We start from the raw sequence: 22,291 nt of genomic DNA on the forward strand, positions 1-22,291 counted from the left end.
TTATTGCTTAATCTATATTTACATATATTGGCATTTCCATGCCTACCTACTTATTTGGGCATTAATCGACTTTATTATGTTGATTATAGATAAATTGCCTGACAGTGAGGGGCGCCCTTTAACCTAATCATTCCTAGTTGAAAAACTCGTATTTATTAATGTACTAGTTTTAAGATTAATCAAGGAATTACTCTATCCCTCAAAAAATATTGACAACCTACTAGTTACTATTGATAACCTTAAAAAATCAAGATTTAAACTCTCACAAATGAGTTTAAATTATTACGCGTGAGGATATCTAAGTGACCACAACCAAAAAGTATCGCTCTAAAAAATTAATATCAATCATAGGTAGCTTAATCCTATGTTTGGCTACTTTTTTTGCAGCAACGAGTTTGCCTCATTTCTCGCTTTTACCCGCATTCTCACAAGCCACCTCTATCCCAGCTCAGACTTCGCCAGTTTCTTCAAACCCCTCGTTAGCTCAAACTCAAATTGCTCAAAGCAGCGATCCTCAAACGGCTCCTACAGTTGATGCAACCCCAGAGCCTACAACTACGACTCGAACCCTGACTGAAGCTGAAGTTATGGCAGTGCTGGGACCCGTGCTATGGATCGTCGGCATTGTGTCACTGCTTACTTATCTATTTGTGTCCTATTGTCTTATGAAAATTGCTGAGAAGCTAGATGTCCCCAATGCTTGGCTAGCTTGGGTTCCGATCGCTAGTCTCTATACCCTTGTTAAATGTGCCAATAAGCCAGGTTGGTGGACAGTTCTCTTCTTTATCCCGATCGTCAGCTTTATAATTGCCATCCTTGTATTCATTGCTATTCCTGAAAGGCTGAATAAATCTCCGCTTTTGATCTTGCTACTTTTATTTGTGCCAATTATTGGCGCGTTTGCATATTTTGGCGTTTTGGCATTTTCTTAGCCTGATGAATCTATAACGAACCGCTAAGAATCAAGTTAGAATGTAAAGGTTTGTTGCACTTCAAATTTTAGTAGGTGCTTCATCATCTTTGTAGGAACTGTGCCTGTTTTGTCCTCAGAATCCAAACATCGGGTATCTAAACATCGTGAGCCCAACTATCGGTGGAGTCGAGATAACTACTCGCAATTAGCGCGCACGATTGATATCTGGCGCACCGTTCTGACTTTTTTGTGGATGATCTGGCTGGATAATAAAAAGTGGAGCTATATCGGCGGCAAGACCGAGCGAAAAGTTAAGCATCGCACGCGCAGTCGGGCAATTTGGTTGCGGGAATCTCTGTTACAACTTGGTCCCACTTTTATTAAGGTGGGACAGCTTCTGTCTACACGCGCTGACATCTTGCCGACTGAGTCCGTAGAAGAACTATCAAAATTACAAGATAAAGTTCCTGCATTTAGCTACGAAAAAGCCAGGCGCATCATAGAGCTGGAGCTTGGCAAACCGATCGCGGACATGTATCACTTTTTTGATACGGTTCCACTCGCCGCCGCCAGCCTCGGACAGGTACATAAAGCCCAACTTCACTCAGGCGAGGAAGTGGTCGTCAAGGTGCAACGCCCTGGGTTGCTCAAATTATTTGCGATCGATCTGGCTATTTTGCGCCGCATCGCTCAATATTTTCAAGCCCATCCTCGTTACGGGCGTGGGCGAGATTGGGTAGGCATTTACGAAGAATGTCGGCGCATTCTCTATGAAGAGGCTGACTATCTCAATGAAGGGCGAAATGCGGACACCTTTCGTCGTAATTTCAAGAGCGATCGCCGCATTATTGTGCCTAGAGTCTACTGGCGTTATACCTCGCGACGGGTGCTGACTTTAGAATATGCCCCAGGAATTAAGGTCAGCAACTATGAGGCTTTAGAAGCGGCAGGAATAGAGCGCAAAGCGATCGCCAAAATCGGGGCAGAGTCTTATCTTCAGCAACTGCTCAATCATGGCTTCTTTCATGCCGATCCCCATCCGGGGAACTTAGCGGTTACTAGCAGCGGAGACTTGATTTTTTACGATTTTGGTATGATGGGGCAAATTCAGCCGATTACCAAAGCAAAATTACTGCGGACTTTTTTTGGCATTGCTCAAAAAAATGCCGACGAGGTAATTGCCTCATTGGTCGAGTTGGGTGCACTGGAAGTATCTGGCGATCTTGGCCCCGTCAGGCGATCGGTGCAGTATATGCTCGACAATTTCATGGGAAAACCCTTTGAAACTCAGTCGATCGCTGCCATAAGTGACGATCTCTATGAAATCGCCTACGATCAACCATTTCGATTTCCAGCCACCTTTACCTTTGTCATGCGTGCGCTTTCCACGTTAGAAGGCTTGGGAAAGGGACTTGACCCCAATTTTAACTTTATGGAGGTAGCAAAACCTTTTGCTACAGATCTCATGGAAAATGGAAGTTCAAAGGATCCTGGTAGTTTGTCGGCAACTTTTTTTGGGGAGTTGAGCCGACAGGCCGCTCAAGTGGGTAGCTCTGCCATTAGCTTACCGCGCAAAATCGAAGATACGATTGCCAAACTAGAACGGGGCGATATTCGGCTGAGGGTGCGATCGCAAGAAACCGATCGGATGTTGCGGCGACTCAGTACGGTCGGAGTTGGAGCAATTTACGCGATTTTGAGCGCAACATTGATTTTGTCTGCTACGATTCTGTTGGTAAATGGCTGGGGTTGGGTTGCTGGATTTGCTGCCGCGATCGCAGGATTTTTTATCGTTGCCCTATTCAGACTCTTAATTCGCATGGATCGGGTCGAACGTATGTTTTAGATATATTTTTTGCATTGATTTCTTAAGCTTATATTTTGAAATGCCTATTTTCGATCTATGTTTCTATAAGCTATTTCAGATCACCTAATAGTTAAGTCAAGTCAACTGCTCAACATGAAGCGACTTTTTGCAGGAGAAACTGACACAGGTTGTGTCCGATCCGCTAACCAAGACTCGTACTACATCGATCCTGAAGGACGATTTTTTGTAGTGGCTGATGGTATGGGAGGACACGCTGGCGGTGAAGAAGCTAGTCGCATTGCTACCCAAGAAATTCGCGCCTATCTAGAAATTGCTTGGGATCAAGGTGAGACACCCCAGCAGTTATTACATCAAGCAATCTCTAAAGCAAATTTAGCGATCGTTGCCGATCAGAATGCCCACCCAATTCGGGGGGATATGGGCACAACGGTTGTGATCGTTATTTTTAAGGACGCTCAACCTTGGTACTGTCACATTGGTGATTCGAGACTGTATCGGCTCAGAGGTGCAAAGCTCGAACAAATCACCGACGATCATACTTGGATTGCCAGAGCAGTTCAAACTGGGGCAGTGAATCCTAATGATGCCCGATCGCATCCTTGGCGGCATATGTTACTGCAATGTTTGGGCAGAGAAGACCTAAAGCCGATCGAAGCCGCACAAATCGATATTCACCCAGGCGATCGCTTGTTAATCTGTAGTGATGGTCTCACCGAAGAGCTAAGTGACGATCGAATTGCCTACCATCTTAAATCCATTCGCTCTTGTCAGCAGGCAGCAAAAGCCTTGGTTGAAGCGGCTAAACTAAGAGGGGGCAGAGACAATATTACGGTCGTTATCATATCCAACGAGCTATCCGATTAAATCCGATCTTTCCCACCTTCTGAGTAGCTTTTTCGTTGAGGACCCGATCGCCCATGAATCGCCTCCGTCGAATTAGTTTTTTGCTAATTACACTTACAGCATTGATTGCCACCCTATTCTTTTCCGATGGCAGTATTTTTATGTCCCTTGAGGCAAAAGATACCTTTGTCGAAGAAGCTTGGGGGCAGGCTGGTTCGATTGCCTATCAGGCGGCTGCCAAAACCATGCGATCGCGCAACGGGCAAAGCTATCCTTTAAGTAATTCTCAAAAACGCTATCTGCGTCGCTATTTTATCGATCTGATCGATCGCGTATCTGTGGTTTATAGCGCCACAATGATGGATCAGTGGGTGGTTGGAGGGAGAGCCGTGCGCTTTGGTTCCGTGGAGTCGGCAGCACAAACCTACTGCGATCGGATCTATTTACGCGATGCCTATAAGCCCGACGACCCAATTCAGCTAATGATCTTGGCGCATGAAATGGTTCACGCACGCCAGTGCGAGCAATTAGGCGGTTTCGATCAGTTTGGTTATCGTTACTTTATCGAATTTCGCCGAGCAGGACAGATCTACGTGCGTAACAAGATGGAAAAAGAGGCTTACGACTTACAAAAGCGTTTTGCTAAAACTCTTTAACACATTGGTTTAATGGGGGTGGAGGGACTTGAACCCACACGACCTTGCGGTCAACGGATTTTAAGTCCGTAGCGTCTACCATTCCGCCACACCCCCAAAGCTTTGATATTCTACACTAACTGATCGACCACTTGGCAAGTTTTCTAACAGAATTCATAGGGGAATTAAGTCAAAAGCTTACATTTCTATGAAGCTCGGTTATATCCTGAGCAGATCTGAGGAATTTGTGCGAGAATAGGCAATATTTGTATATTTAGTAACAGACAACTAAACTTCAAACAGAAGTAGAGGCCTTTTATGATAGTACAGTCTCTTCAGTATTCCATTGGTGCTATCCGTGATGAAGCTAGACACCTAGTTGAGAGTGGCAGTCTCAATCGTCATCAACCAATCCATGCACTGTGCCGATTTTACCCAGATCGAGAATGGTGTCAGATCGAGCAAGAGCTAGAAATGAACCAGTTTTTACTACGTGATCGCATCTGCGATTTAGTCAGTCAAGAAGATTGGTCCTGCGACTAAACTAGATTTCAATCTGGATTTCTCAGATTTAGAGTGCGAGATTGGGGCTTTTAAGATTTAAACTTTTATAGAGAAAGTATTTCTCATTGCAGTTTCTAGTTGTCGTCATCACGTATAACTAGTACTTGGATTGTCATCAAATCGATAGAATGATTTAATGGAATGCCCAAGCAGTTTTCACCAAATTTTGTCAGCATCGAAGGGAGCACACCGCCTTGAGGAGTAAGCCAGAGCAAAAATCGACACAAGACTTCAAGCAAATAGAACGCTTGAAACAGTTTGTCGATGAATCTGCTAGTATGCTGAACTTAGAGCAAGAAGTGGCATTGGAAAGGGGCATGTCTCAAGCAATCAAATCTGCGGTAATGGTGATTGGTGGTGGTGAGGATAAAGTCCAAGATCGCAAAATACTCAAAGCCTTTGTAGAAAACTCTGGCGGCTCCTCAGCACGTATCGCGATCATCCCTTGTGCTTCGCGCGAGCCTGACATTATCGGTCGCATTTACCATCAGATCTTTACTGAGCTGCGTGCCGAATTTGTCGAGGTTCTAGATATTCGCGAGCGCCCCAAGCAGACAGCCGAAGAAGCTGAAGAGTTGGTCGATCGCTTTACTGGTTTTTTTATGACAGGTGGCGATCAATTGCGTCTCTGTGGGCTAATTGCTGAAACCCCGATGGCATTTGCGATCAAAGAAAGAATTAACAAAGGCACAATTGTTTTAGCTGGAACCAGTGCTGGTGCTGCCGCAATGGGCTACCACATGATCTCTGGTGGTGGCAGCGGTGAGTCTCCCCATAAAGAAATGGTCAATATGAGCACGGGCTTGGGGATTTTGCCCGAAATTATTGTCGATCAGCATTTTCACAACCGCAATCGCATGGCGCGTCTGATGACAGCGATCGCTGCCCATCCCGATAAGTTGGGTGTGGGAATTGACGAAGACACAGCCGCCATCTTTGAGCTAGATAATGTCATGAAAGTGATCGGTCGTGGCACAGTTACGGTAGTCGATCCTGGTGAAGTGTCCTATAGCAACCAGCTTTGGGTTAGCGATACTGCACCCTTAACCATTCATAATTTGCGCGTGCATATTCTTGGGGCAGGTGGCAGATATCATCTACTCAAACGCACTGCCATGAATTCAATTACTTAACTTTCAGTTGGCTTTAGGTCGGCTCTAGGTCGGCTTTATCCGAAGCGATAGCCCTTGCCATAAACCGTATGAATCAGGGAAGAGGATGCGTCTGTGTCGATCTTGCGGCGCAATAGCCGAATTTGCGCAACAAGGGCATTACTGACTGGGGCATCTGAGCTATCTTGCCAAAGATGTCGATAGATTTGATCGTGGCTGAGTAATTGATTGGCATGGCGCATAAAGTATTCGAGCAACTGATATTCCTTTTCAGACAGGGCGATCGCTTCACCCTTACGGTAAACAACTTGGCTATCGCGATCTAGCTCTAGATCGGCAAAAATCAAGCGACGGGTTTCCACGACGGGCGATCGCCGCAGCAATGCTCTGACCCTTGCCAATAACTCCCGTAATTCAAAGGGTTTCACTAAATAATCATCTGCGCCACTATCTAGCCCTTCGACGCGATCGTCTAGGGTGTCTTTGGCGGTAAGAAATAAGACTGGCGTGCTGTCTCCCTGTTGGCGCAACTGACGGCAAATCTCAACCCCCGATAGCTTTGGCATCAGCCAATCTAAAATTAATAGGTCATATCCCCCCGTTTGGGCTAACTCTAGTCCCCTAGTCCCATCGTGGGCAATATCGACAATATAGCCTTGGTTGGTCAGCAGTCGTTGCAATGGCTCGGCTAGCTCCACTTCATCATCAACCAAAAGTACGCGCATGGGCTCTCTACCGTTTTAAATACGTCTTAATTCATCAGCCATTGACTATGTTAAAACCTATGGGTAGTGTCAAAAACATAACAAAATACTATTCACGGACTCAACGATAGTGGCATTCCAGAGAATATGAGTCAGAAACTCTACGAACTTGCCCCAACTCGAAAACAGCTATTCTTAGTGCCGAATGCCGAACATGCCAGAATTTACGAACCAGGACATTCTTATTTACAGGCTATTCAGCAGTTTTTCAGTAGTTAAGTCAGACAAAACGATGGGAATTCGTCACAATTCCAGCATGATGATATAAATTATTTCGACCGAAACATTTCAAATCCCTAATTTATACTGGGGATCGCATTCATTTTCTCAATAAAAATATGAGTATTTACTATCAAGAGTCTTTAGGACTAAGAAAGTGACTCTGAGCTTAGTAAACAGTGAATTTTTATTAGTTATTTGCTTAATTATTTGATGGTATATCGCAACAAACGAACATATTAGGCTTAACTTTTATTATCTGGGGGTAGTAGAAAAATGGGGATCGTGCTAAACCAATAATCATTGCTCTACAAATTTTTTTCTATGCAAGAAATCTTCCAACCGCTTTATTTATCCATGTTAGAGCTTTCAAATCATCCAAATTTGAATCTTTACATTCTAATTTCTGCTGGAATTAGTTTGAGTTGCTTTGCGACCGCGATCGTGCTTGCCATGAAGGGGAAATTATTACCAACCCAAAATGTTCTAGTTTTAGCTCAATCTGATTCTGAGCTGATCGAAGCAGAGCATGAGTTTGAGTACGATCGTCAGTTTGTCAATCTCGAAACCAAGGTTTTAGAAACAGTCTAATCATCCATCTAAAACTTCGTCCTATTCTGTATCTGTAAGGGCGATCGACTTTGGTAGGGGTAGTGCCCCAATGCCTACCCCTCGACAGTTTGTAATCTAAAGGGGAATTGCATTTCCTTGAAAGAATTACCGATTCCAGACTAGAAAGCAAGGATTATTTTGCATCGACCTCAAAGCTCATAAAATCATGGGCTAAGTGGGTATTCGCAAAGATCGAGCGGGCTTCTTTAAGTAGGTCGTCAAGCTGTAAAGCATTGCCTGGGGCGTAACGAGGGCTAAAGTGGGTCATGATCAAGTCATTTACCCCAGCATTGAGCGCGACTTGCGCCGCCATCGTGCTTGTGGAGTGGAGTCTCTGATAGGCCATATCTGAGTCCTGATGGGCAAACGTAGCCTCATGGATCAGAACATTGGCTCCCTTGGCGAGTTCTACGGCACTGTCACAATAAATTGTATCCGTGCAATAAACTACCTTTCGCCCTGCCTGTGGCTCCCCACAAAAGTCTTTGCCATCAAACTGACGACCGTCGGGCAAGGTCACCGTTTTGCCCTGCTTTAGCTGTCCAAAGATTGGACCTGAGGGAATTCCTAAAGCGATCGCTTTTTGCACGTCAAACTTACCAGGACGATCTTTTTCTTCAATTCTGTAACCGTGGGCTGTAACGCGATGTTTGAGCGGCGCGCAACTCACGGAAAATTCGTCATCTGCAAATACCAGACCGGGCTTAATTTTATGAACCTTGAGCGTGTAAGCTAGGCGCGTCTCGCTGTAGCGCAGGCAAGCATCAAGGTAGTCCGCAAGTCCTGTTGGCCCATAAATATCCATGCGACTGACATTACCTGCCATGCCGCAGCTTGCTAGCAGTCCGCTTAAGCCAAAAATATGATCCCCATGCATGTGGGTGATAAAAATTTTACTGATCTGGCTAATTTTGACATCACTGCGTAAAAGTTGGTGCTGCGTGCCTTCACCACAGTCAAACAACCATACTTCTGCTCGTTGGGGCAATCTCAGGGCAATGCTTGAGACATTACGGCTGCGTGTGGGAACCCCAGAGCTAGTACCAAGAAAAGTGATCTGCATAAATAGTCAGTGTTTATGGGGCAGTTGTCAGTAATGGACAGAAAAGCTGAACGCCGGTAGCCGCTTTACGAGTGACTGACAACGGATATTCTTGATTAATCATCGACAACAATTTCAATGCGACGATTAGTTTTACGGCTATTGCTACTGTCATTTGGAGTCAGAGGACGACTTGAGCCAAAGCCGATCGCAATCCAATGATAGGTCTGTTCGCCACGTAAGCGCATTAAGTAAGACTCTACTGCGGCGGCACGCAAATACGATAATGCCAAAGCCCCATTTTCACTATTCCCTGCATCTAGATGCCCCATAATTCTTACACTTTTGCCTGCGCTCATCGGTAACTGGGCGGCAATTTCATCAAGCAGCTTAGAGCTTTCTGGTCGAATTACGGCTTTACCCTGATCGAACAGGGCATCAGCGGTGAGGGTAAATTGCTGCTTTTTAAAACCAAAGTTTGGGGATGAGGGTTGCCAAATCCATGCTGGTTGCCACATGGCGATCGCTATGCCTAGAAGTGCGGTAACCATGCCCCCAATGCCCAAAAACAGAGAACGTAGCAAAAAGGTAACCAATGGACGTTCAGTGCTTATGGATCTGCTGTCCTCAGCCATAGGTCTAACTGCTTTTTCTGCCATTTTTCACACCTCTGTACTGCAATCCCATGTAATACCAGCCAAATTACTAGGCAATCATAGGCTGTTTCGTGTAAACCCTATTCATTCTTTGCAAAAAAATCATGAATTATGACTGCTGGCTTAGCCATGCGATCGCAGCTTTAAGCCAAGGTTCGACGTCCTGTGACTGAATCAGTGCCGAAGAAGTAGAAATCGCCCTCAGTGCCGCACCAATCTCGGTTGGCGTGTAGCCTAAAGCAAGCAGGGTCATCTCTAGTTCTTCTTGGACGACGGTCACGGCTGAACTTATGGTACCGACTTGGGCAATACGCCAATCCGCCAGCTTAGATTTTAACTCAAGCGCTAATCTCTCGGCTGTCTTGCTGCCTACCCCTGGGGTGAGACTGAGTACGCGGGTATTGCCTGTAACGATCGCTCTAACTAGATCCTGAATACCCAAACTATTCAACAATGCCATTGCTACCTGCGTACCGATTCCCGTGACGCTGATTAGCTGGCGAAACAGATCGCGCTCGGCTAAGGTGGGAAAACCAAACAAAACCATCTGGTCTTCGCGAGTTTGTAAATGCGTAAAGATTTGGACAATTTCACCGACCGTAGATAAGCCGCTTGCAGCGCTAGCCGTTACCTGTAGGTCGTAGCCAACACCTTGCACGTCAAGGGTGAGCCAAAAACAGACAGGAGCCTTACGGGGTGACTCTGCCGCTCTACATGCAGCGATCGCCCCACGCAAATAACCAATCATGAGCGCCTCATGGTCGTCTCAGGGGAGGAAACTGAGGCAGTTTAACCGCAGCGAGAGAAGAAATCGTATTGCGTTTGTTGGAGATCGTGGCTGAGGTGGGTTCAAGGTCTTGGTCGGGTGGCTCTACACTCGCATCGGAGAGGACTTGCATAAACTTAGGCATAGATACCTGTGACAACAAGAGCTTGGGTTGATAGGCATGTTGATTGAGGCTTGCCCGATCCAGACTTTCTCGTTCTGGGTTCTCTGGCTTGATAGATTCCTTCGTGCTTGCCTCTGCTGTTTCGATCGCACGCTTAGGTAAAGGCTCATCTAAAAGCCCAAACTCAGGCAGTGAGGGGATGGGAGTAGAAAGATTGGAAGAAGAGCGATTTACATTAAGCTTGATGGCGTCTAATTTTGGAGAATTTGGGTTGAGGGCAGCGATCGCAGGAATAGGTTCTTGAGCAACGGGCATAATTTGGACGACGTTTTGCAGCGCTTCGTCATTGTGTGGTGCTGGGATAGGATTAATTTTCTCTTCAGCCAGCTTAGCTACCGCCCAAGACTCCATCAACGGAATCTCTTCTTTGAGCGATTCTGCTTCAATATCCAGTCGCTTCTCATAGGCAGCCTTTAACTGGGAATTCCGATGCTGTTGTCGCTTTAGTCGCTCTTTCAACTCATCACAATTTGAATTTGCTTGCTCAATTAGCGCTGACTTGATTTGCAGATCGTGTTCGAGTTGTTCGATGCGTTTTTGTAAGGTTTGAGTCAAGGCCTCTTGACACTCAATCACCTGTTGCGATAGCACGAGTTGCTCTTGAGCCTGATATAACAACACATGAATTTGTTCGTTTCTGGCATGACAGCTTTGAAGATCGGGTGCTTGGCTTTCATGTTGAGAATCTAAGGAAGCTGTAACTGGAGATCGATCGGTTTCAAGAGATGAGATTACTTGTTGCTCTAATATCTTTCGATCAGCTATCTTTTGCTCAGAGGAGGAAGCAATAACGTCTAGCTTAGATTCTGATTCTGATGCCGATAGATTACCAAATTCAGACTGGCTCATGAGTTGCCCTTAACCTAAAAACGACACAACCAACTATGGGCAAATAGTAGCTTAAAATCTGATTTTTGTGCTAACTGTTTCTGAAAAAAATAGACAAAATGTAATCATTTAAGTCAGTGGCTTCAAGGGTTTGCACTGGAAAGGTAAAAAGCAAGAAGCCTCAAAACAAAAATCTGTATCAAAAGATACTGAAACTACCAGTTTACATAATTTGATATAACCAATTTATCGGAGTTAAATCAGAAGTTAAAGATGCCATAGATCCGAAGATCCGATAGTGTTGGATTGATTAAGCAAACCTCTAAGATTTGGTGAACGTTAAGCGCAAAGGCAGTCTGGAAAAACGAAATCCATATCACTTAAAAAACTAGGCGTAAAGCGAAATTCAAATCCCTGCTGCAAATTCAATTGAAGTTGGTACTTGGTTTAAGTCATAAAAATTTTTATTTAATTCAACACTGTGAAAATAAACAAAGCGATTGTTGCGTATAAAGCAGGTAGTGGCATTAGCAAAGCCTGGGCAGAGCGATGTAGTGATGAACTAGAAAGCCTAGGCAGTAAAGTTTTAATGGGACCTAGCGGCGCTAATGATAATCCTTACCCTGTTTTTATCGAGTCAATGCACGATATCGATCTGGCAGTTGTTTTAGGCGGAGACGGCTCCACGTTAGGAGCCTCAAGATATTTGGCTCCGTTATCAGTCCCCATTTTGGCAATCAATACGGGTGGACACCTAGGATTTCTCACCCAACCAAGCGAACAATGTCAAGATACCCAAGAAATTTGGCAAAGGTTGCTTACTGATCGCTTTGCGATCGAAAAACGCATGATGCTACAAGCCCAAGTCGTAACCGTAGCACCGAGTCTAGGTAATGTGGCAGGACAAAATTGCGGGCCTTTTCTGTGCCTCAATGAGATGTGTGTAAAGCCAGCATCACCCGATCGCATGATGACAGCCTCGTTAGAATTAGAGATAGATGGAGAGATAGTCGATCAATATCACGGGGACGGTTTACTAATAGCTACGCCAACGGGTTCCACATCCTATGTTGTGGCGGCGAATGGGCCAATTTTACACCCGAGCATGAACGCGATCACGATTACCCCAATCTGTCCGCTCAGTCTTTCTAGTCGCACGATCATTTTACCGCCAAGGCTAAGGGTAAGCGTTTGGCCTCTGGGAAATGACGATCTGACCATGAAACTTTGGATGGATGGGGTGCTAGCAACTTCCGTTTTGCCAGGGCAAAAAGTTGATATTCGGATGGCAGAATGCGAAGCGCAGTTTATTGTGCTGGGGGAAGATTATTCATTTTATCGTGCATTGCGGGAGAAGCTTTTGTGGATGGGGGCAAGAGTACGCTACCAAAATCACCATCGTCAGGAAAAAGCCTAGTAAAACCAATAAAACCAGTAACACAGCATGAAAATGTGGCAGTTTAAGTGAACTAAGTTGAGGAAAGATTTACAGCAAAATATTAGTTAAAGGAAAAGAGTAAAGATGCAAATATCATCGGCTGTGACACGACAATTAAAAGAGCAGGAATTAATGCTCAAGACTTTGCTGTCGAGCATTCCAAGTGGTGTGATTAGTACAGATGCGCAAGGGCTAGTTACGCAGATTAATCCTGTAGCAGAAGCTTTGATAGGAGTATCAAGTTCTGAAAGCGTTGGCAAACCTTTAGAGAAATCCCTCAAAATTGCTGATCGCAAGTTAGGACAACACATTACGGGTCTTCTCACAAAATCTCATTCTCATAAGGTTGATTGGGCGATCGACGAGCTTGTTTTGATCGATCGCGAGCACAACGAGATTCCCATTCGTTGCAAAGTGAGCCCAATCAAGAATAATCGAGGTTCCTTAATGGGCTTTGTCATTGTTTTAGAGCAGGTCTTAGATCGGGGAAATAAGCCACTCGGAAGCTCAGACGCAGAAATCTATAATCTGTTCGCTGGGATGGAGGATTTTATTTTTGTAATGAATAGGGAAGGGCGTTATCTTGAAGTCTTGTCAGCGCATTCTGAACTAGACAACCATCTACATAACAAATCAAATAAAACACTACACGAAGTCTTACCCCAACATCTTGCTGATTACTTTTTACGGGAAATTTGTGAGACTGCTGACACACAAACAGCCAAAACCATCGAATATGTCTTATCGATAAGAGGACAAGAAGTTTGGTTTTCTACAACGATTTCTCCTATATCAGAAGATACCGTTACTTGGATAGCTAGGGATATTAGCGATCGCAAGCGAACAGAAATGCAATTACACCGCCTAAATCAGGAAGTCGAAGCAAGATTTAGACAACATACAGAAGATTTCCTTACGGTAAATTCTCAACTTGTCAATGCCTTAGAGGAACGAGGACGAATAGAAGCAAAATTAAGAAGGCATCTTGAGCGACTTGAAATGACCTATCAAATGGCATTCGATCTAAATCAAGCTTCTACGCTCGATCAAGTATATGCTGTTGCGATCGCCTCAGTTAGGAAGATCTTCCAATCCGATCGCTCTGCTATTTTAATGCAAGACGAGCAAGGTCATATTCGTTACCAGTTAACCGATGGGATCAGTAAAGGCTACCAGCAAATTGCTGAAAGTTTTTTCATGGAACATTTTAGCCCCCGAAACACTGCACCAAGAATCATCCCAGATATAGAACTCAAGCCAGAACTAGCGCCTTTGCGCGAAGCAATTCGGGCAGAGGGATTTAGAAGCCTTGGCGTTTTCACGTTGATCCACCAAGATCGCACCCTAGGAGAAATCGCTTTTTATTACGATCGCCCCTATAACTTTTCTGATGAGGAGATCCAGTTAGGCAAAGCGATCGCCTCCTATGTTGGCATGGCAATTAGCCGTAAACAAGCCGAAGAAGCTTTACGAGAGAGCGAAAGAAGATATCAGGTTCTATTTAATAGCAAAGATGACGCCGTATTTGTGCATCGATTAAACCCCGAACTTAGGGCAGAGGTCTTTCTTGAAGTGAATGAGGCTGCGTGTGAATGTTTAGGCTATACTCGAGAAGAACTTTTGCAAATGTCACCTCAGGATATCGTTCCGCCAGAAGTCGATCATTTCCCTGGGCTTAAAGTGATTGAGAAACTCTTGTCAACCAAACAAGCCTTTTTTGAAACGACTCACGTTAGTAAAGATGGCAGGAAATTTCCCGTAGAAGTTAGAGCAAATCTGTTTGACTATAACGGAAAGCCTGCCATTATGGCTTTTGCCCATGATATTAGCAAGCGCAAAGAGATTGAGGAAGCGCTACGCAAGAGTGAAGCTCGCAATCGGGCTATTCTCAATACCCTCCCTGACCTGCTTTTACTGCTAAAGCGTGATGGTAGCTGTTTAGAATGTATAATGCCATCTGCCCCTTCTACGCTCAACGAATGTGAGTATTTACCCGTTCGGAAGCACATCTCTGAAGTTTTACCACCAGAGATTTTAGTTGAGCAGGTACAGATTTTCGATCGCGCGATCGCTACAGGTGAAGTTCAAGTTTACGAACATCAGATCCCTAAGTTTGGTAGGCTTGTCTATGAGGAAGTGCGTGTTGCTCCCTATGGTGAGGAGGAAGTACTGGTGATCGTCCGCGATATTAGCGATCGCAAGCAAGCCGAGCAAGCCCTTAAGGAAAGCGAAGAAAAATACCGTATACTCTTTGATGCGATCGAAGATTCCGTCTTTGTGTATCCACAGGGGTCAGACGTCAAGTTTCTTGAGGTGAATGATTCTGCCTGCCGTAGCCTTGGCTATACTAGAGAAGAATTATTAGCAAAGTCTCCTCGCGACATCATTCCACCCTACTTCCATACAAACTGTCCTAAATCTGTAAAAAGTCCAGATGGAAAGCATTTTGTGTTTGAGGTCATTCATGTTAGAAAGGATGGCTCAGAATTTCCCGTTGAAGTAGCTGGAATGACATTTGAGTTTAAGGGCGAATCCATGGTGATGGGAATTGCTAGAAATATTAGCGATCGCAAGCAAGCTGAGGAAAAATTGCGTAATAGTGAAGCGGCTTTGGCAGAGGCTCAACGTGTTGCTCATATGGGAAATTGGGAACGGGAGCTTGTTACCAATCGGAATACTTGGTCCGATCAACTGTTTCATATCTGGGGATTTTCGCTAGAGGAACCCACTCCTAGTTTTAATCAAATATTGGAACGGGTTAATCCTGAAGATCGTTTGAGGCTTAAACAGGCAGTGGAAGGGGCTGTGGCAACCAATTCATCCTTTGAAATTGATTACAAAATCTTGCTTCCCGATGGCACTTCTAAATGGCTTTATAGCAAAGGACATGGGATCTTAGGCGCTGATGGTAAACCCATGAAAATTTATGGGATTACACAAGATATTACTGAACGGAAGCAGGCTGAGAAATTGCGCTTAGAATTAGAAAGAGAAAAGGAAATAAGCGCATTGAGGGTTCGTTTCTTTTCGATGATGTCCCACGAGTTTCGCACTCCGCTAGCGGTAATTACGAATGCAGCCCATCTGTTGAAGCTTAGGAGCGATTCCTCTTTAGAGAACAAGTCTATCCAAAAGCAGGTAAATTATATCGAATCTAGTACAAAGCGTCTTGTTTCTATCATGAACAATGTTTTAACGATTAATCGCGCTGAAGTTGGTAAATTAGAATTCAATCCTCAGCCGCTTCAAGTTGATAAGTACTGCCGTCAAATCGTCACAGAAATGCTGCTAAGTATAGGCAATCAACAAAGAATTCATTATCAGAATCACTGTAAATTGCAAAAGGCTAACTTAGATAGGCGAATTCTAGATTCCATTCTTTCTAATCTTTTATCTAATGCCTTAAAGTACTCCCCAGAAAACACTACCGTAATCTTGGAGCTTGATTGCCATGCTACAGTGACTTCAAAGGCTCAGTCAAATCAGAGAACTTCACAGGTGAATCATAAAAATACTGAAGTTCAGACTAACTTGCCAGAACAAGCCTATATAATTTTTCGGGTTTGCGATCGCGGTATTGGTATTTCCCCAATGGATCAAAAACATATTTTCGACCCATTCTATCGGGCTAAAAACTCTGAAATGTATGAAGGGACTGGCTTAGGACTATCGATTGTCAAGCAGTATGTTGAGGCTCATCATGGCAAGATTTCTGTAAAAAGTGAGATTGGGGTTGGGACTACGTTTACTGTGACCTTACCGCTATAAAATCATCTTTGGGCTGAAATTGAACCTCTGCAAAGAAGATGAGGCTATCTTTTCGAGCGTCCATCAGCAATACCAACTTAAATCATTTTCCTTTAACACTACATTTGCCTCTCCTGCTCTCTCATAAATTATTTAGGATTGCTATAGAATAGAAAGGTAATCTCGGTCTGGTGAGTTCAGACTTTAGTTCAATTCTTTAAAAGGTTTGTTAAGCTAGTACAGCTAAATCTTTTAAAGCAACAAGAATCATAATCTAGGGCTTACTTATGCTAAAGACGGTCAAACCAACGATCGCAATTTCTCACTTGGGCTGTGAAAAAAATCGCGTCGATACAGAACATATGCTGGGCTTGCTCGTACAAGCAGGCTACGGCGTCGATAGCAACGAAGAATTAGCCGACTATGTGATTGTCAATACCTGTAGCTTTATTGACGCAGCCAGACGGGAATCAGTCCGCACGCTTGTGGAACTTGCAGATGCGGGTAAGCGGATTGTGATCGCAGGTTGTATGGCGCAGCATTTTCAGCAAGAACTTCTAGATGAAATTCCCGAAGCTGTAGCACTGGTTGGTACGGGGGACTATCACAAAATCGTGGACGTGATCGAACGGGCAGAGGCGGGAGAAAGGGTAAAAGAAGTTTCTCAAGAACCTACCTACATTGCTGATGAAACCGTACCGCGCTATCGCACCACCAACGAATCGGTTGCCTATGTGCGCGTCGCCGAGGGCTGTGATTATCGCTGTGCCTTTTGCATCATTCCCCATCTACGCGGTAATCAGCGATCGCGTACCATTGAATCGATTGTCAGCGAAAGTCATCGCCTCGCTAGCGAAGGTGTCAAGGAATTGCTGTTAATTTCCCAGATCACCACCAACTATGGTCTTGATATTTACGGACAGCCGCGACTCGCAGAGTTGCTCTGTGCCTTGGGCGAAGTTGATGTGCCTTGGATTCGGATGCACTATGCCTACCCCACGGGTTTGACGCCAAAAGTGATTAAAGCGATGCAGTCTACACCCAATGTCTTGCCCTATTTAGACTTGCCCTTACAACATTCTCACCCTGATGTCTTAAAAGCGATGAATCGCCCTTGGCAAGGAAGGGTGAATGACAAAATCATCGAACAAATCAAAACGGCACTTCCCGATGCAGTAATGCGAACCACTTTGATAGTGGGCTTCCCTGGCGAAACCGACGCCCAGTTCGAGCATTTACTCTCCTTTATCCAACGGCACGAGTTCGATCATGTCGGTGTCTTTACCTTCTCAGCAGAAGAAGGAACTCCTGCCTTCGATCTGCCCAATCAACTTCCAGAATCTGTGAAGCAAGAGAGACAAGATGCTCTGATGGCAGCGCAGCAGGAAATCTCGCTCAAAAAGAACCTTGCTGAAGTTGGCAAAATCGTAGATGTGTTAATCGAGCAGGAAAATCCTGAAACGGGCGAACTGATCGGGCGATCGCCTCGTTTTGCCCCAGATGTTGATGGGGTGGTCTATGTAAAAGATCCCCAAGGCAAAGCCTCTCTCGGCAATATGTTACCTGTAGAAATTACAGCCGCTGACCATTACGATCTATTTGGCACTATTCTGTAATATCTTTGCCTCGATCAGCTCTCTACTGATAACAGATTCAGCACAAAATCTCCTTTTTACAGACTTTCAGGAATTTCGATTAAGTCCTTGAGGAGCGTCATGGGCTTTGATTTAATATTTTGGGCGATCGCCCATTCCCGCACTTGGCGAATTAAGGCATTTTCTTTAACGGTGGTTTTCAAATTGAGAAATCTTTGTAGGTCGGCGGTGCTGACGAAGGGCAACGCGATACTGCATTGAGAAACTGCGTAGTGATTGCCATCAATTGTAGATTCGAGTACAAAGATGGTCAGCATTTGTCCGTCATAGCGCCAAATTTCAGGAATTCCCAAAAGGGCATAGATTTTGAAGCGATTGAGCGAGCTACTGGTAATATTGATTTTGATCGCCAGATCTGGAGGCGGATCGGTCTGTAAATCAATGTTTTCTTTCCCCCAAATTGCTGCTTCATTTTGGATGTAATAGCACTGGTCTGGTTCTAATCCACGGGCTAGATCTTGGCGATCGCAAGTCATCGAGCCGAGGCTGCGAATCTCTATTTCACAAGCTTCTGTGATGGCTTCAACAATTCTACCTAATATTTTTTTGTAGGTTTCATGGAGGTCAGAGGGCATCCGAATTTCTAGCTGTCCTTGGTCGTAGGTAAGTCGGGTGCGAGGTTGTTGTTCGCAGTCACGAGCGATCGCGCGGTAGGTCTCCCAACGAATGCTGGAAAGTAAGATGCGCTCAGATGGTGTGGTGAGAGTGGTGTTCATAGATCTAGCCTACTGAGTAGGGTTTATCTGTTGGTGTTAGTTTAGCAAACCCCAGTCTTAGTTTTCTTCGATCGCTTAGGTTAGTACGGACTTGGTAGCTTCGCATTCTAAATTCCCATAAATTTGGGTTAAGGAGGGCTTTGAAAAACTTTTATCGGGTGAGTTTTGAGTGTCGAGTTTGAGCGTCGAGATTGCATTGAACACCACCAAAACGCCTATTGTAACTGCGTAGAACTTGAAGATAAAACCGACGAATCTTGTTATCGACATTTGCTTAACTCCTTTAACCTTTGAAAAATAACTATAGATAGTATACTAAAAATGACTATGCTTACATAGATTAAAATCTATATATTATCGAGCAATTAAACTTACACTAACGTGAGTTCGGGATAAGAAAAAAGGGCAAAAAAAGGAGAAACCAATAAGCTAAAAAAGACTAAAACACTGACTCTACCTGCCTTTACGTCTGCCATAATCGGCGAATTAATCAGCATCGGGTCTTCAAAGACATTGCTGCTCGTGGGAAGACCTCGGTAAACTGGTTCTTCGGGTTCAAGTTACATCTGGTCGTCAATGAGTGTGGTGAGTTGTTGAACATCCAAATCACTCCTGGCAATGTCAATGATGGTAAGCCTGTGCCTATCTTGATGAAATCACTGTTTGGCAAGGTGTTTGCTGACCGTGGTTATGGCTCTCATGCCTTAGCAGAATAACTGTTCAAGGACTTTGGTATTGAGTTCTTTGCCAAACCTCGTCGCAATATGAAAACCGCTTGATGCGCTTAACGGATAAGTTGCTTAGTCGTAAGCGATCAATTATTGAAACGATCATCGATCAACTCAAAAATATCTCGCAAATTGAACATTCTCGTCATCGTAGTCCGATTTCCGATTCATGCCTTGAGCAACATCATTTCTGGTCTTATTGCTTATTGTCACCAGCCCCAAAAGCCTTCTTTGCAGGTGGAGTGCGCTTTACCTCCCTCTCCTTAACCCGAACTCACGTTATTTAAATGGGCGATCGCGAATCTTGCTGATCCTTGAGCGTTTGAATTTCATTCTCAGGCGTCCACTGAACTGCCCCATCCTTGCCTGTCCAATAGAGCCTAATTTTGATGCCATAAATTTGGCTGACAGTTTCATCGACAACGCTATTTGCCGAAGCGATCGCCACCGTTGGTCTAATTGCTTGCAAAATTTCTGGCATGAGCTTGCCACCTCCCCAAAACAAAATTGTGGATTTGAGGTTTGATAAAATCTTTCTCCGTTCTGCCAAAAGTTGTTGCACCTTGGGATCTGGATCGATATCTTGAGGCTTACGGGTGTCGGGCTTGCTGTAATCAACTAAAAGTTGCTGTGCCTTTAGATCGGTATCGCCAAACAAAAGCCAACTCGTATCTTGAAAGACAAGGCGCAAAATCGAAGGGGATGCGTTGACGACTTCTAATTTTAGATTGGGTGAAAATTCTACGCTTTCTCCTTGCTGCAATCTCTTAATATTCGTATTGGAACTAGATAGTGCTTGAATTAAGTCTTGATAGGGTTTGGGGTAGACATCTACGCCCGCATCTCGGAACTGTTTGATCGGCATAGCACTATCCAAGAGCGTTTTCCAACCTTCGCTAAAAGCTAACTGCGGGTCGGTGGAGATCGCCCAATCAATTTGATTGATCCCAACCTTTTGCAGCATCGGTAGCAGTGTAAAGGTGGCAACTTGGCGATCGCCGCTGTTGATCAAAATGGTCTGTCCTTGATTTTGAATCAACATCACAGGTACCTCTCCCGCAGACAAAATCGTGACCTGAAGTTGTGTAGCGCGGGCGATGCCATTAGGAATAAAGATCAAGATCAACGTCAGAACGATGCCTAAAATCCAACGTTTGCTCAACCAAGGAACTAGCCAAATCATCAAAATCAAGCCATAGCCAACCAGCAATTGCCATAGGGAAATCGTACCCACATTCGTCGCCGCCCCTGGTAAGGTATTGGTCCATTTGGCGATCGCGATCGTGAAGTGTAAAGGGGGAATCATGAACCAACTGATTGCTGCCCCAAAGGGAATAAAGATCGCACCCAAAATCCCGCTAATCATGCCGCCAATTGTGGCGAAAGAAACGAGGGGAGTGGTCAATAGATTAGCCAAAACGCTATAGGGGCTAATTTTGCCAAAGTTATAAAGTTGTAAGGGCAACGTCCAGATATAGGCAGCGATCGGCACGGCCACCGCCGCGGCAACCAGAGGCGGCAACCACTCTAGGCGTTTGGTAATGGGTTCAACGGTTGCAACCAGCCCCAACGTAGCTAAAAAGCTAAACTGAAATCCTAAATCCCAGATCCAGAGCGGTTGATACAGGAGCAAAATTACTGCTGCGATCGCCAACCCCACAATCGGACGACTGCGCCTTTGGGTGAGAATGCCGACTAAACTACCAAGCCCCATTACCACTGCCCGCAGCACCGAGGGACTAGCACCAGTAAGCATGGCATAAGCAAATAAGCAAATACAACCTTGAATGAACTGCTGTTTGGGCGAGCGATCGCGGCTCAAAAGCAGCACAGCCCCTAGCAGGAGTGACACTTGAAAACCCGATGCTGCCAAAACTGCCGCCAGCCCGGCTTGAATGAATGTATCTTTGAGATCGGTGGGCAGATCGACCGCACGATTGCCCAGAACCAGAGAGCTAAGTAGCGCCCCCTGTGGCATTCCTGCGCCTGTGACATGGGCGCGTACCATTCGACTCTTGATCCACCACTCACCCCAAGCAGATGCCCGATCTTTTACGATCAACATGCGTCCGCTCAATCCTGCAAAGACTCCTTGGCGTTTGAGATAATTTTTAAAGTCAAAATCGGTGGGATTATTTGCCCCACTAGGTAAGTACAGTCTGCCCGTTATTTCTACCGATTGTCCTACTCTCAGCCCCGTTGCTTGAATCAATGCCACCGTGACATACAGGTTGCCAGAAGCCTGCTCAAACTTAGGTTCTACTTTTGGTTTAGGCTTTGTCTCATTTTGAGCATTACCAAAGACCTCTTGCGGTTCAGAGGTTTCAACCTGCTGATTTATGCCTTGAACTTCTAAAATCAAACGAGCGCGATCGCTACGGGTCAAACTGGGCGGTTCTAGCAGTTTTCCCTGTACAGCCACATTAGAGGCAGGTGCAAATTTTGAGATGTCATCTGATTGGGGTTGGGGCGTGCGAAATTGTACGTAAAAGCTGGCAAAACCCGCGATCGCAGCGGCAACCAGCCAAACCCAACGCTTAGGGGCTTTGCGCCAAATTAGCGGCACAACCATTGCGATCGCAAAACCCACTCCTAATACCATAGTCTCGCCTAACCATCCCGGTATAACACTGGTATAGGCTCCAAGAATAAAGGCGAGACAGAAAATTAGACCGATCAGTACATTCATTCAAACACGCATTCAAACAGGAAAATTTCAGGCAATGGATAATTAGCTTTTAACGTTTGACTAAAAGAGCCCATCGGGAGGCATATCATCATTGCTTATGGTGCGATCGGAAAATTCAGAAGGGGGGCGATCGCTACTCCATGCCCACCAAACAGCATCACATTCGCAGGCATAAAATTCCTGCCATTTGCGGCGGTGGTTTTCTGTATAGACCGGCGATCGGCGATTAATCCATACCGATTTAGCTTGGCCGGGTAACCGACCGCAACGGGGACAGCAGAAATTTTGGGCGTGCGTTGCCTTTTGTGTCCAGTCAGGCGAAATTGGCTCAAAAGCATCCATAAATCATTAC

At 45.0% G+C, this 22,291-nt stretch carries 19 protein-coding genes, 1 tRNA gene and 1 pseudogene; 12 read left to right on the forward strand and 9 right to left on the reverse strand.

What is annotated here, in order from left to right; translation table 11 throughout:
* Positions 1 to 368 precede the first annotated feature (368 nt).
* From V2H45_RS15165 to V2H45_RS15180, 4 genes are all read left to right on the forward strand, one after another.
* Positions 369 to 932 carry a DUF5684 domain-containing protein gene (locus V2H45_RS15165; RefSeq protein ID WP_330484495.1) on the forward strand — a complete coding sequence of 188 codons (564 nt, stop codon included), beginning with the start codon at positions 369 to 371 and terminating at the stop codon, positions 930 to 932.
* Positions 933 to 1,031: 99 nt separating this feature from the next.
* Positions 1,032 to 2,759 (forward strand): ABC1 kinase family protein, encoded by a 1,728-nt coding sequence (locus V2H45_RS15170; RefSeq protein WP_408648798.1) that lies wholly within the window; start codon positions 1,032 to 1,034, stop codon positions 2,757 to 2,759.
* A gap of 114 nt (positions 2,760 to 2,873) precedes the next feature.
* The gene (locus V2H45_RS15175) at positions 2,874 to 3,605 is read left to right on the forward strand and encodes a PP2C family protein-serine/threonine phosphatase (protein WP_330484497.1); all 732 of its coding nucleotides are present in this window, start codon (positions 2,874 to 2,876) and stop codon (positions 3,603 to 3,605) included.
* Positions 3,606 to 3,658: 53 nt separating this feature from the next.
* Positions 3,659 to 4,240: a hypothetical protein gene (locus tag V2H45_RS15180; protein WP_330484498.1), complete on the forward strand. Its 582-nt coding sequence runs from the start codon at positions 3,659 to 3,661 to the stop codon at positions 4,238 to 4,240.
* 13 nt (positions 4,241 to 4,253) lie between these two features.
* On the opposite strand, the gene V2H45_RS15185 is transcribed toward V2H45_RS15180, so the two are convergent.
* Positions 4,254 to 4,336 (reverse strand) — tRNA-Leu (locus tag V2H45_RS15185).
* A gap of 201 nt (positions 4,337 to 4,537) precedes the next feature.
* Between V2H45_RS15185 and V2H45_RS15190 the strand changes: the two genes are divergently transcribed.
* Together V2H45_RS15190 and V2H45_RS15195 are read left to right on the forward strand one after the other, a co-directional pair.
* Positions 4,538 to 4,762, forward strand: coding sequence for a DUF4327 family protein (locus tag V2H45_RS15190; protein WP_408648799.1), 225 nt, complete (start codon positions 4,538 to 4,540; stop codon positions 4,760 to 4,762).
* Positions 4,763 to 5,061: 299 nt separating this feature from the next.
* Positions 5,062 to 5,916 carry a cyanophycinase gene (locus tag V2H45_RS15195; protein WP_408648800.1) on the forward strand — a complete coding sequence of 285 codons (855 nt, stop codon included), beginning with the start codon at positions 5,062 to 5,064 and terminating at the stop codon, positions 5,914 to 5,916.
* Between the two features lie 35 nt (positions 5,917 to 5,951).
* On the opposite strand, the gene rppA is transcribed toward V2H45_RS15195, so the two are convergent.
* On the reverse strand, positions 5,952 to 6,620 hold the full coding sequence (gene rppA / locus V2H45_RS15200; RefSeq protein WP_330484500.1) for a two-component system response regulator RppA: 669 nt from the start codon (positions 6,618 to 6,620) through the stop codon (positions 5,952 to 5,954).
* Positions 6,621 to 6,746: 126 nt separating this feature from the next.
* Between rppA and V2H45_RS15205 the strand changes: the two genes are divergently transcribed.
* Positions 6,747 to 6,878: a hypothetical protein gene (locus V2H45_RS15205; protein WP_330484501.1), complete on the forward strand. Its 132-nt coding sequence runs from the start codon at positions 6,747 to 6,749 to the stop codon at positions 6,876 to 6,878.
* Between the two features lie 324 nt (positions 6,879 to 7,202).
* Positions 7,203 to 7,469: a hypothetical protein gene (locus tag V2H45_RS15210; RefSeq protein ID WP_330484502.1), complete on the forward strand. Its 267-nt coding sequence runs from the start codon at positions 7,203 to 7,205 to the stop codon at positions 7,467 to 7,469.
* A 154-nt stretch (positions 7,470 to 7,623) separates the two neighbouring features.
* Here the strand turns inward: V2H45_RS15210 and V2H45_RS15215 are convergent, their stop codons facing one another.
* From V2H45_RS15215 to V2H45_RS15230, 4 genes are all read right to left on the reverse strand, one after another.
* Positions 7,624 to 8,553 carry a ribonuclease Z gene (locus V2H45_RS15215; RefSeq protein ID WP_330484503.1) on the reverse strand — a complete coding sequence of 310 codons (930 nt, stop codon included), beginning with the start codon at positions 8,551 to 8,553 and terminating at the stop codon, positions 7,624 to 7,626.
* A gap of 95 nt (positions 8,554 to 8,648) precedes the next feature.
* Positions 8,649 to 9,191: an OmpA family protein gene (locus tag V2H45_RS15220; protein ID WP_330484504.1), complete on the reverse strand. Its 543-nt coding sequence runs from the start codon at positions 9,189 to 9,191 to the stop codon at positions 8,649 to 8,651.
* Positions 9,192 to 9,297: 106 nt separating this feature from the next.
* Entirely contained in the window at positions 9,298 to 9,936 is a 639-nt protein-coding gene (gene ruvA / locus V2H45_RS15225) for a Holliday junction branch migration protein RuvA (RefSeq protein WP_330484505.1), read from the reverse strand.
* A 7-nt stretch (positions 9,937 to 9,943) separates the two neighbouring features.
* Positions 9,944 to 10,987: a hypothetical protein gene (locus V2H45_RS15230; RefSeq protein ID WP_330484506.1), complete on the reverse strand. Its 1,044-nt coding sequence runs from the start codon at positions 10,985 to 10,987 to the stop codon at positions 9,944 to 9,946.
* Positions 10,988 to 11,447: 460 nt separating this feature from the next.
* On the opposite strand from V2H45_RS15230, the gene V2H45_RS15235 reads away from it, so the two are divergent.
* The 3 genes from V2H45_RS15235 (at position 11,448) to rimO (ending at position 17,767) form a co-directional block, all read left to right on the forward strand.
* Positions 11,448 to 12,383, forward strand: a complete 936-nt coding sequence (locus V2H45_RS15235) for an NAD(+) kinase (RefSeq protein ID WP_330484507.1) — start codon at positions 11,448 to 11,450, stop codon at positions 12,381 to 12,383.
* Positions 12,384 to 12,488: 105 nt separating this feature from the next.
* A complete protein-coding gene (locus V2H45_RS15240) occupies positions 12,489 to 16,172 on the forward strand; it encodes a PAS domain S-box protein (RefSeq protein ID WP_330484508.1) in 3,684 nt (1,227 codons plus the stop codon).
* A 266-nt stretch (positions 16,173 to 16,438) separates the two neighbouring features.
* Complete coding sequence (gene rimO / locus V2H45_RS15245) at positions 16,439 to 17,767, forward strand: 30S ribosomal protein S12 methylthiotransferase RimO (protein ID WP_330484509.1); 1,329 nt, start codon at positions 16,439 to 16,441, stop codon at positions 17,765 to 17,767.
* 56 nt (positions 17,768 to 17,823) lie between these two features.
* Here rimO and V2H45_RS15250 read toward each other — a convergent pair whose 3' ends face one another.
* Positions 17,824 to 18,522: a Uma2 family endonuclease gene (locus V2H45_RS15250; protein ID WP_330484510.1), complete on the reverse strand. Its 699-nt coding sequence runs from the start codon at positions 18,520 to 18,522 to the stop codon at positions 17,824 to 17,826.
* A 449-nt stretch (positions 18,523 to 18,971) separates the two neighbouring features.
* Here V2H45_RS15250 and V2H45_RS25635 point away from each other — a divergent pair.
* Positions 18,972 to 19,517, forward strand: a pseudogene (locus tag V2H45_RS25635) (IS982 family transposase); the annotation flags it as partial.
* A gap of 16 nt (positions 19,518 to 19,533) precedes the next feature.
* Here V2H45_RS25635 and V2H45_RS15260 read toward each other — a convergent pair.
* Entirely contained in the window at positions 19,534 to 21,939 is a 2,406-nt protein-coding gene (locus tag V2H45_RS15260) for a ComEC/Rec2 family competence protein (RefSeq protein WP_330484511.1), read from the reverse strand.
* A 60-nt stretch (positions 21,940 to 21,999) separates the two neighbouring features.
* Entirely contained in the window at positions 22,000 to 22,281 is a 282-nt protein-coding gene (locus V2H45_RS15265; protein ID WP_330484512.1) for a hypothetical protein, read from the reverse strand.
* Positions 22,282 to 22,291: the final 10 nt, after the last annotated feature.

It is taken from the genome of Tumidithrix elongata BACA0141 (assembly GCF_036349135.1).
GTDB lineage: Bacteria > Cyanobacteriota > Cyanobacteriia > Pseudanabaenales > Pseudanabaenaceae > Tumidithrix > Tumidithrix elongata.

Coding starts and splice junctions, on each gene's coding strand:
- V2H45_RS15175 (WP_330484497.1), top strand. CDS start 2,874: ATGAAGCGACTTTTTGCAGGAGAAACTGACACAGGTTGTGTCCGATCC.
- V2H45_RS15180 (WP_330484498.1), top strand. CDS start 3,659: ATGAATCGCCTCCGTCGAATTAGTTTTTTGCTAATTACACTTACAGCA.
- V2H45_RS15190 (WP_408648799.1), top strand. CDS start 4,538: ATGATAGTACAGTCTCTTCAGTATTCCATTGGTGCTATCCGTGATGAA.
- V2H45_RS15195 (WP_408648800.1), top strand. CDS start 5,062: ATGCTGAACTTAGAGCAAGAAGTGGCATTGGAAAGGGGCATGTCTCAA.
- rppA (WP_330484500.1), bottom strand. CDS start 6,620: ATGCGCGTACTTTTGGTTGATGATGAAGTGGAGCTAGCCGAGCCATTG.
- V2H45_RS15205 (WP_330484501.1), top strand. CDS start 6,747: ATGAGTCAGAAACTCTACGAACTTGCCCCAACTCGAAAACAGCTATTC.
- V2H45_RS15210 (WP_330484502.1), top strand. CDS start 7,203: ATGCAAGAAATCTTCCAACCGCTTTATTTATCCATGTTAGAGCTTTCA.
- V2H45_RS15215 (WP_330484503.1), bottom strand. CDS start 8,553: ATGCAGATCACTTTTCTTGGTACTAGCTCTGGGGTTCCCACACGCAGC.
- V2H45_RS15220 (WP_330484504.1), bottom strand. CDS start 9,191: ATGGCAGAAAAAGCAGTTAGACCTATGGCTGAGGACAGCAGATCCATA.
- ruvA (WP_330484505.1), bottom strand. CDS start 9,936: ATGATTGGTTATTTGCGTGGGGCGATCGCTGCATGTAGAGCGGCAGAG.
- V2H45_RS15230 (WP_330484506.1), bottom strand. CDS start 10,987: ATGAGCCAGTCTGAATTTGGTAATCTATCGGCATCAGAATCAGAATCT.
- V2H45_RS15240 (WP_330484508.1), top strand. CDS start 12,489: ATGCAAATATCATCGGCTGTGACACGACAATTAAAAGAGCAGGAATTA.
- rimO (WP_330484509.1), top strand. CDS start 16,439: ATGCTAAAGACGGTCAAACCAACGATCGCAATTTCTCACTTGGGCTGT.
- V2H45_RS15250 (WP_330484510.1), bottom strand. CDS start 18,522: ATGAACACCACTCTCACCACACCATCTGAGCGCATCTTACTTTCCAGC.
- V2H45_RS15260 (WP_330484511.1), bottom strand. CDS start 21,939: ATGAATGTACTGATCGGTCTAATTTTCTGTCTCGCCTTTATTCTTGGA.
- V2H45_RS15265 (WP_330484512.1), bottom strand. CDS start 22,281: ATGGATGCTTTTGAGCCAATTTCGCCTGACTGGACACAAAAGGCAACG.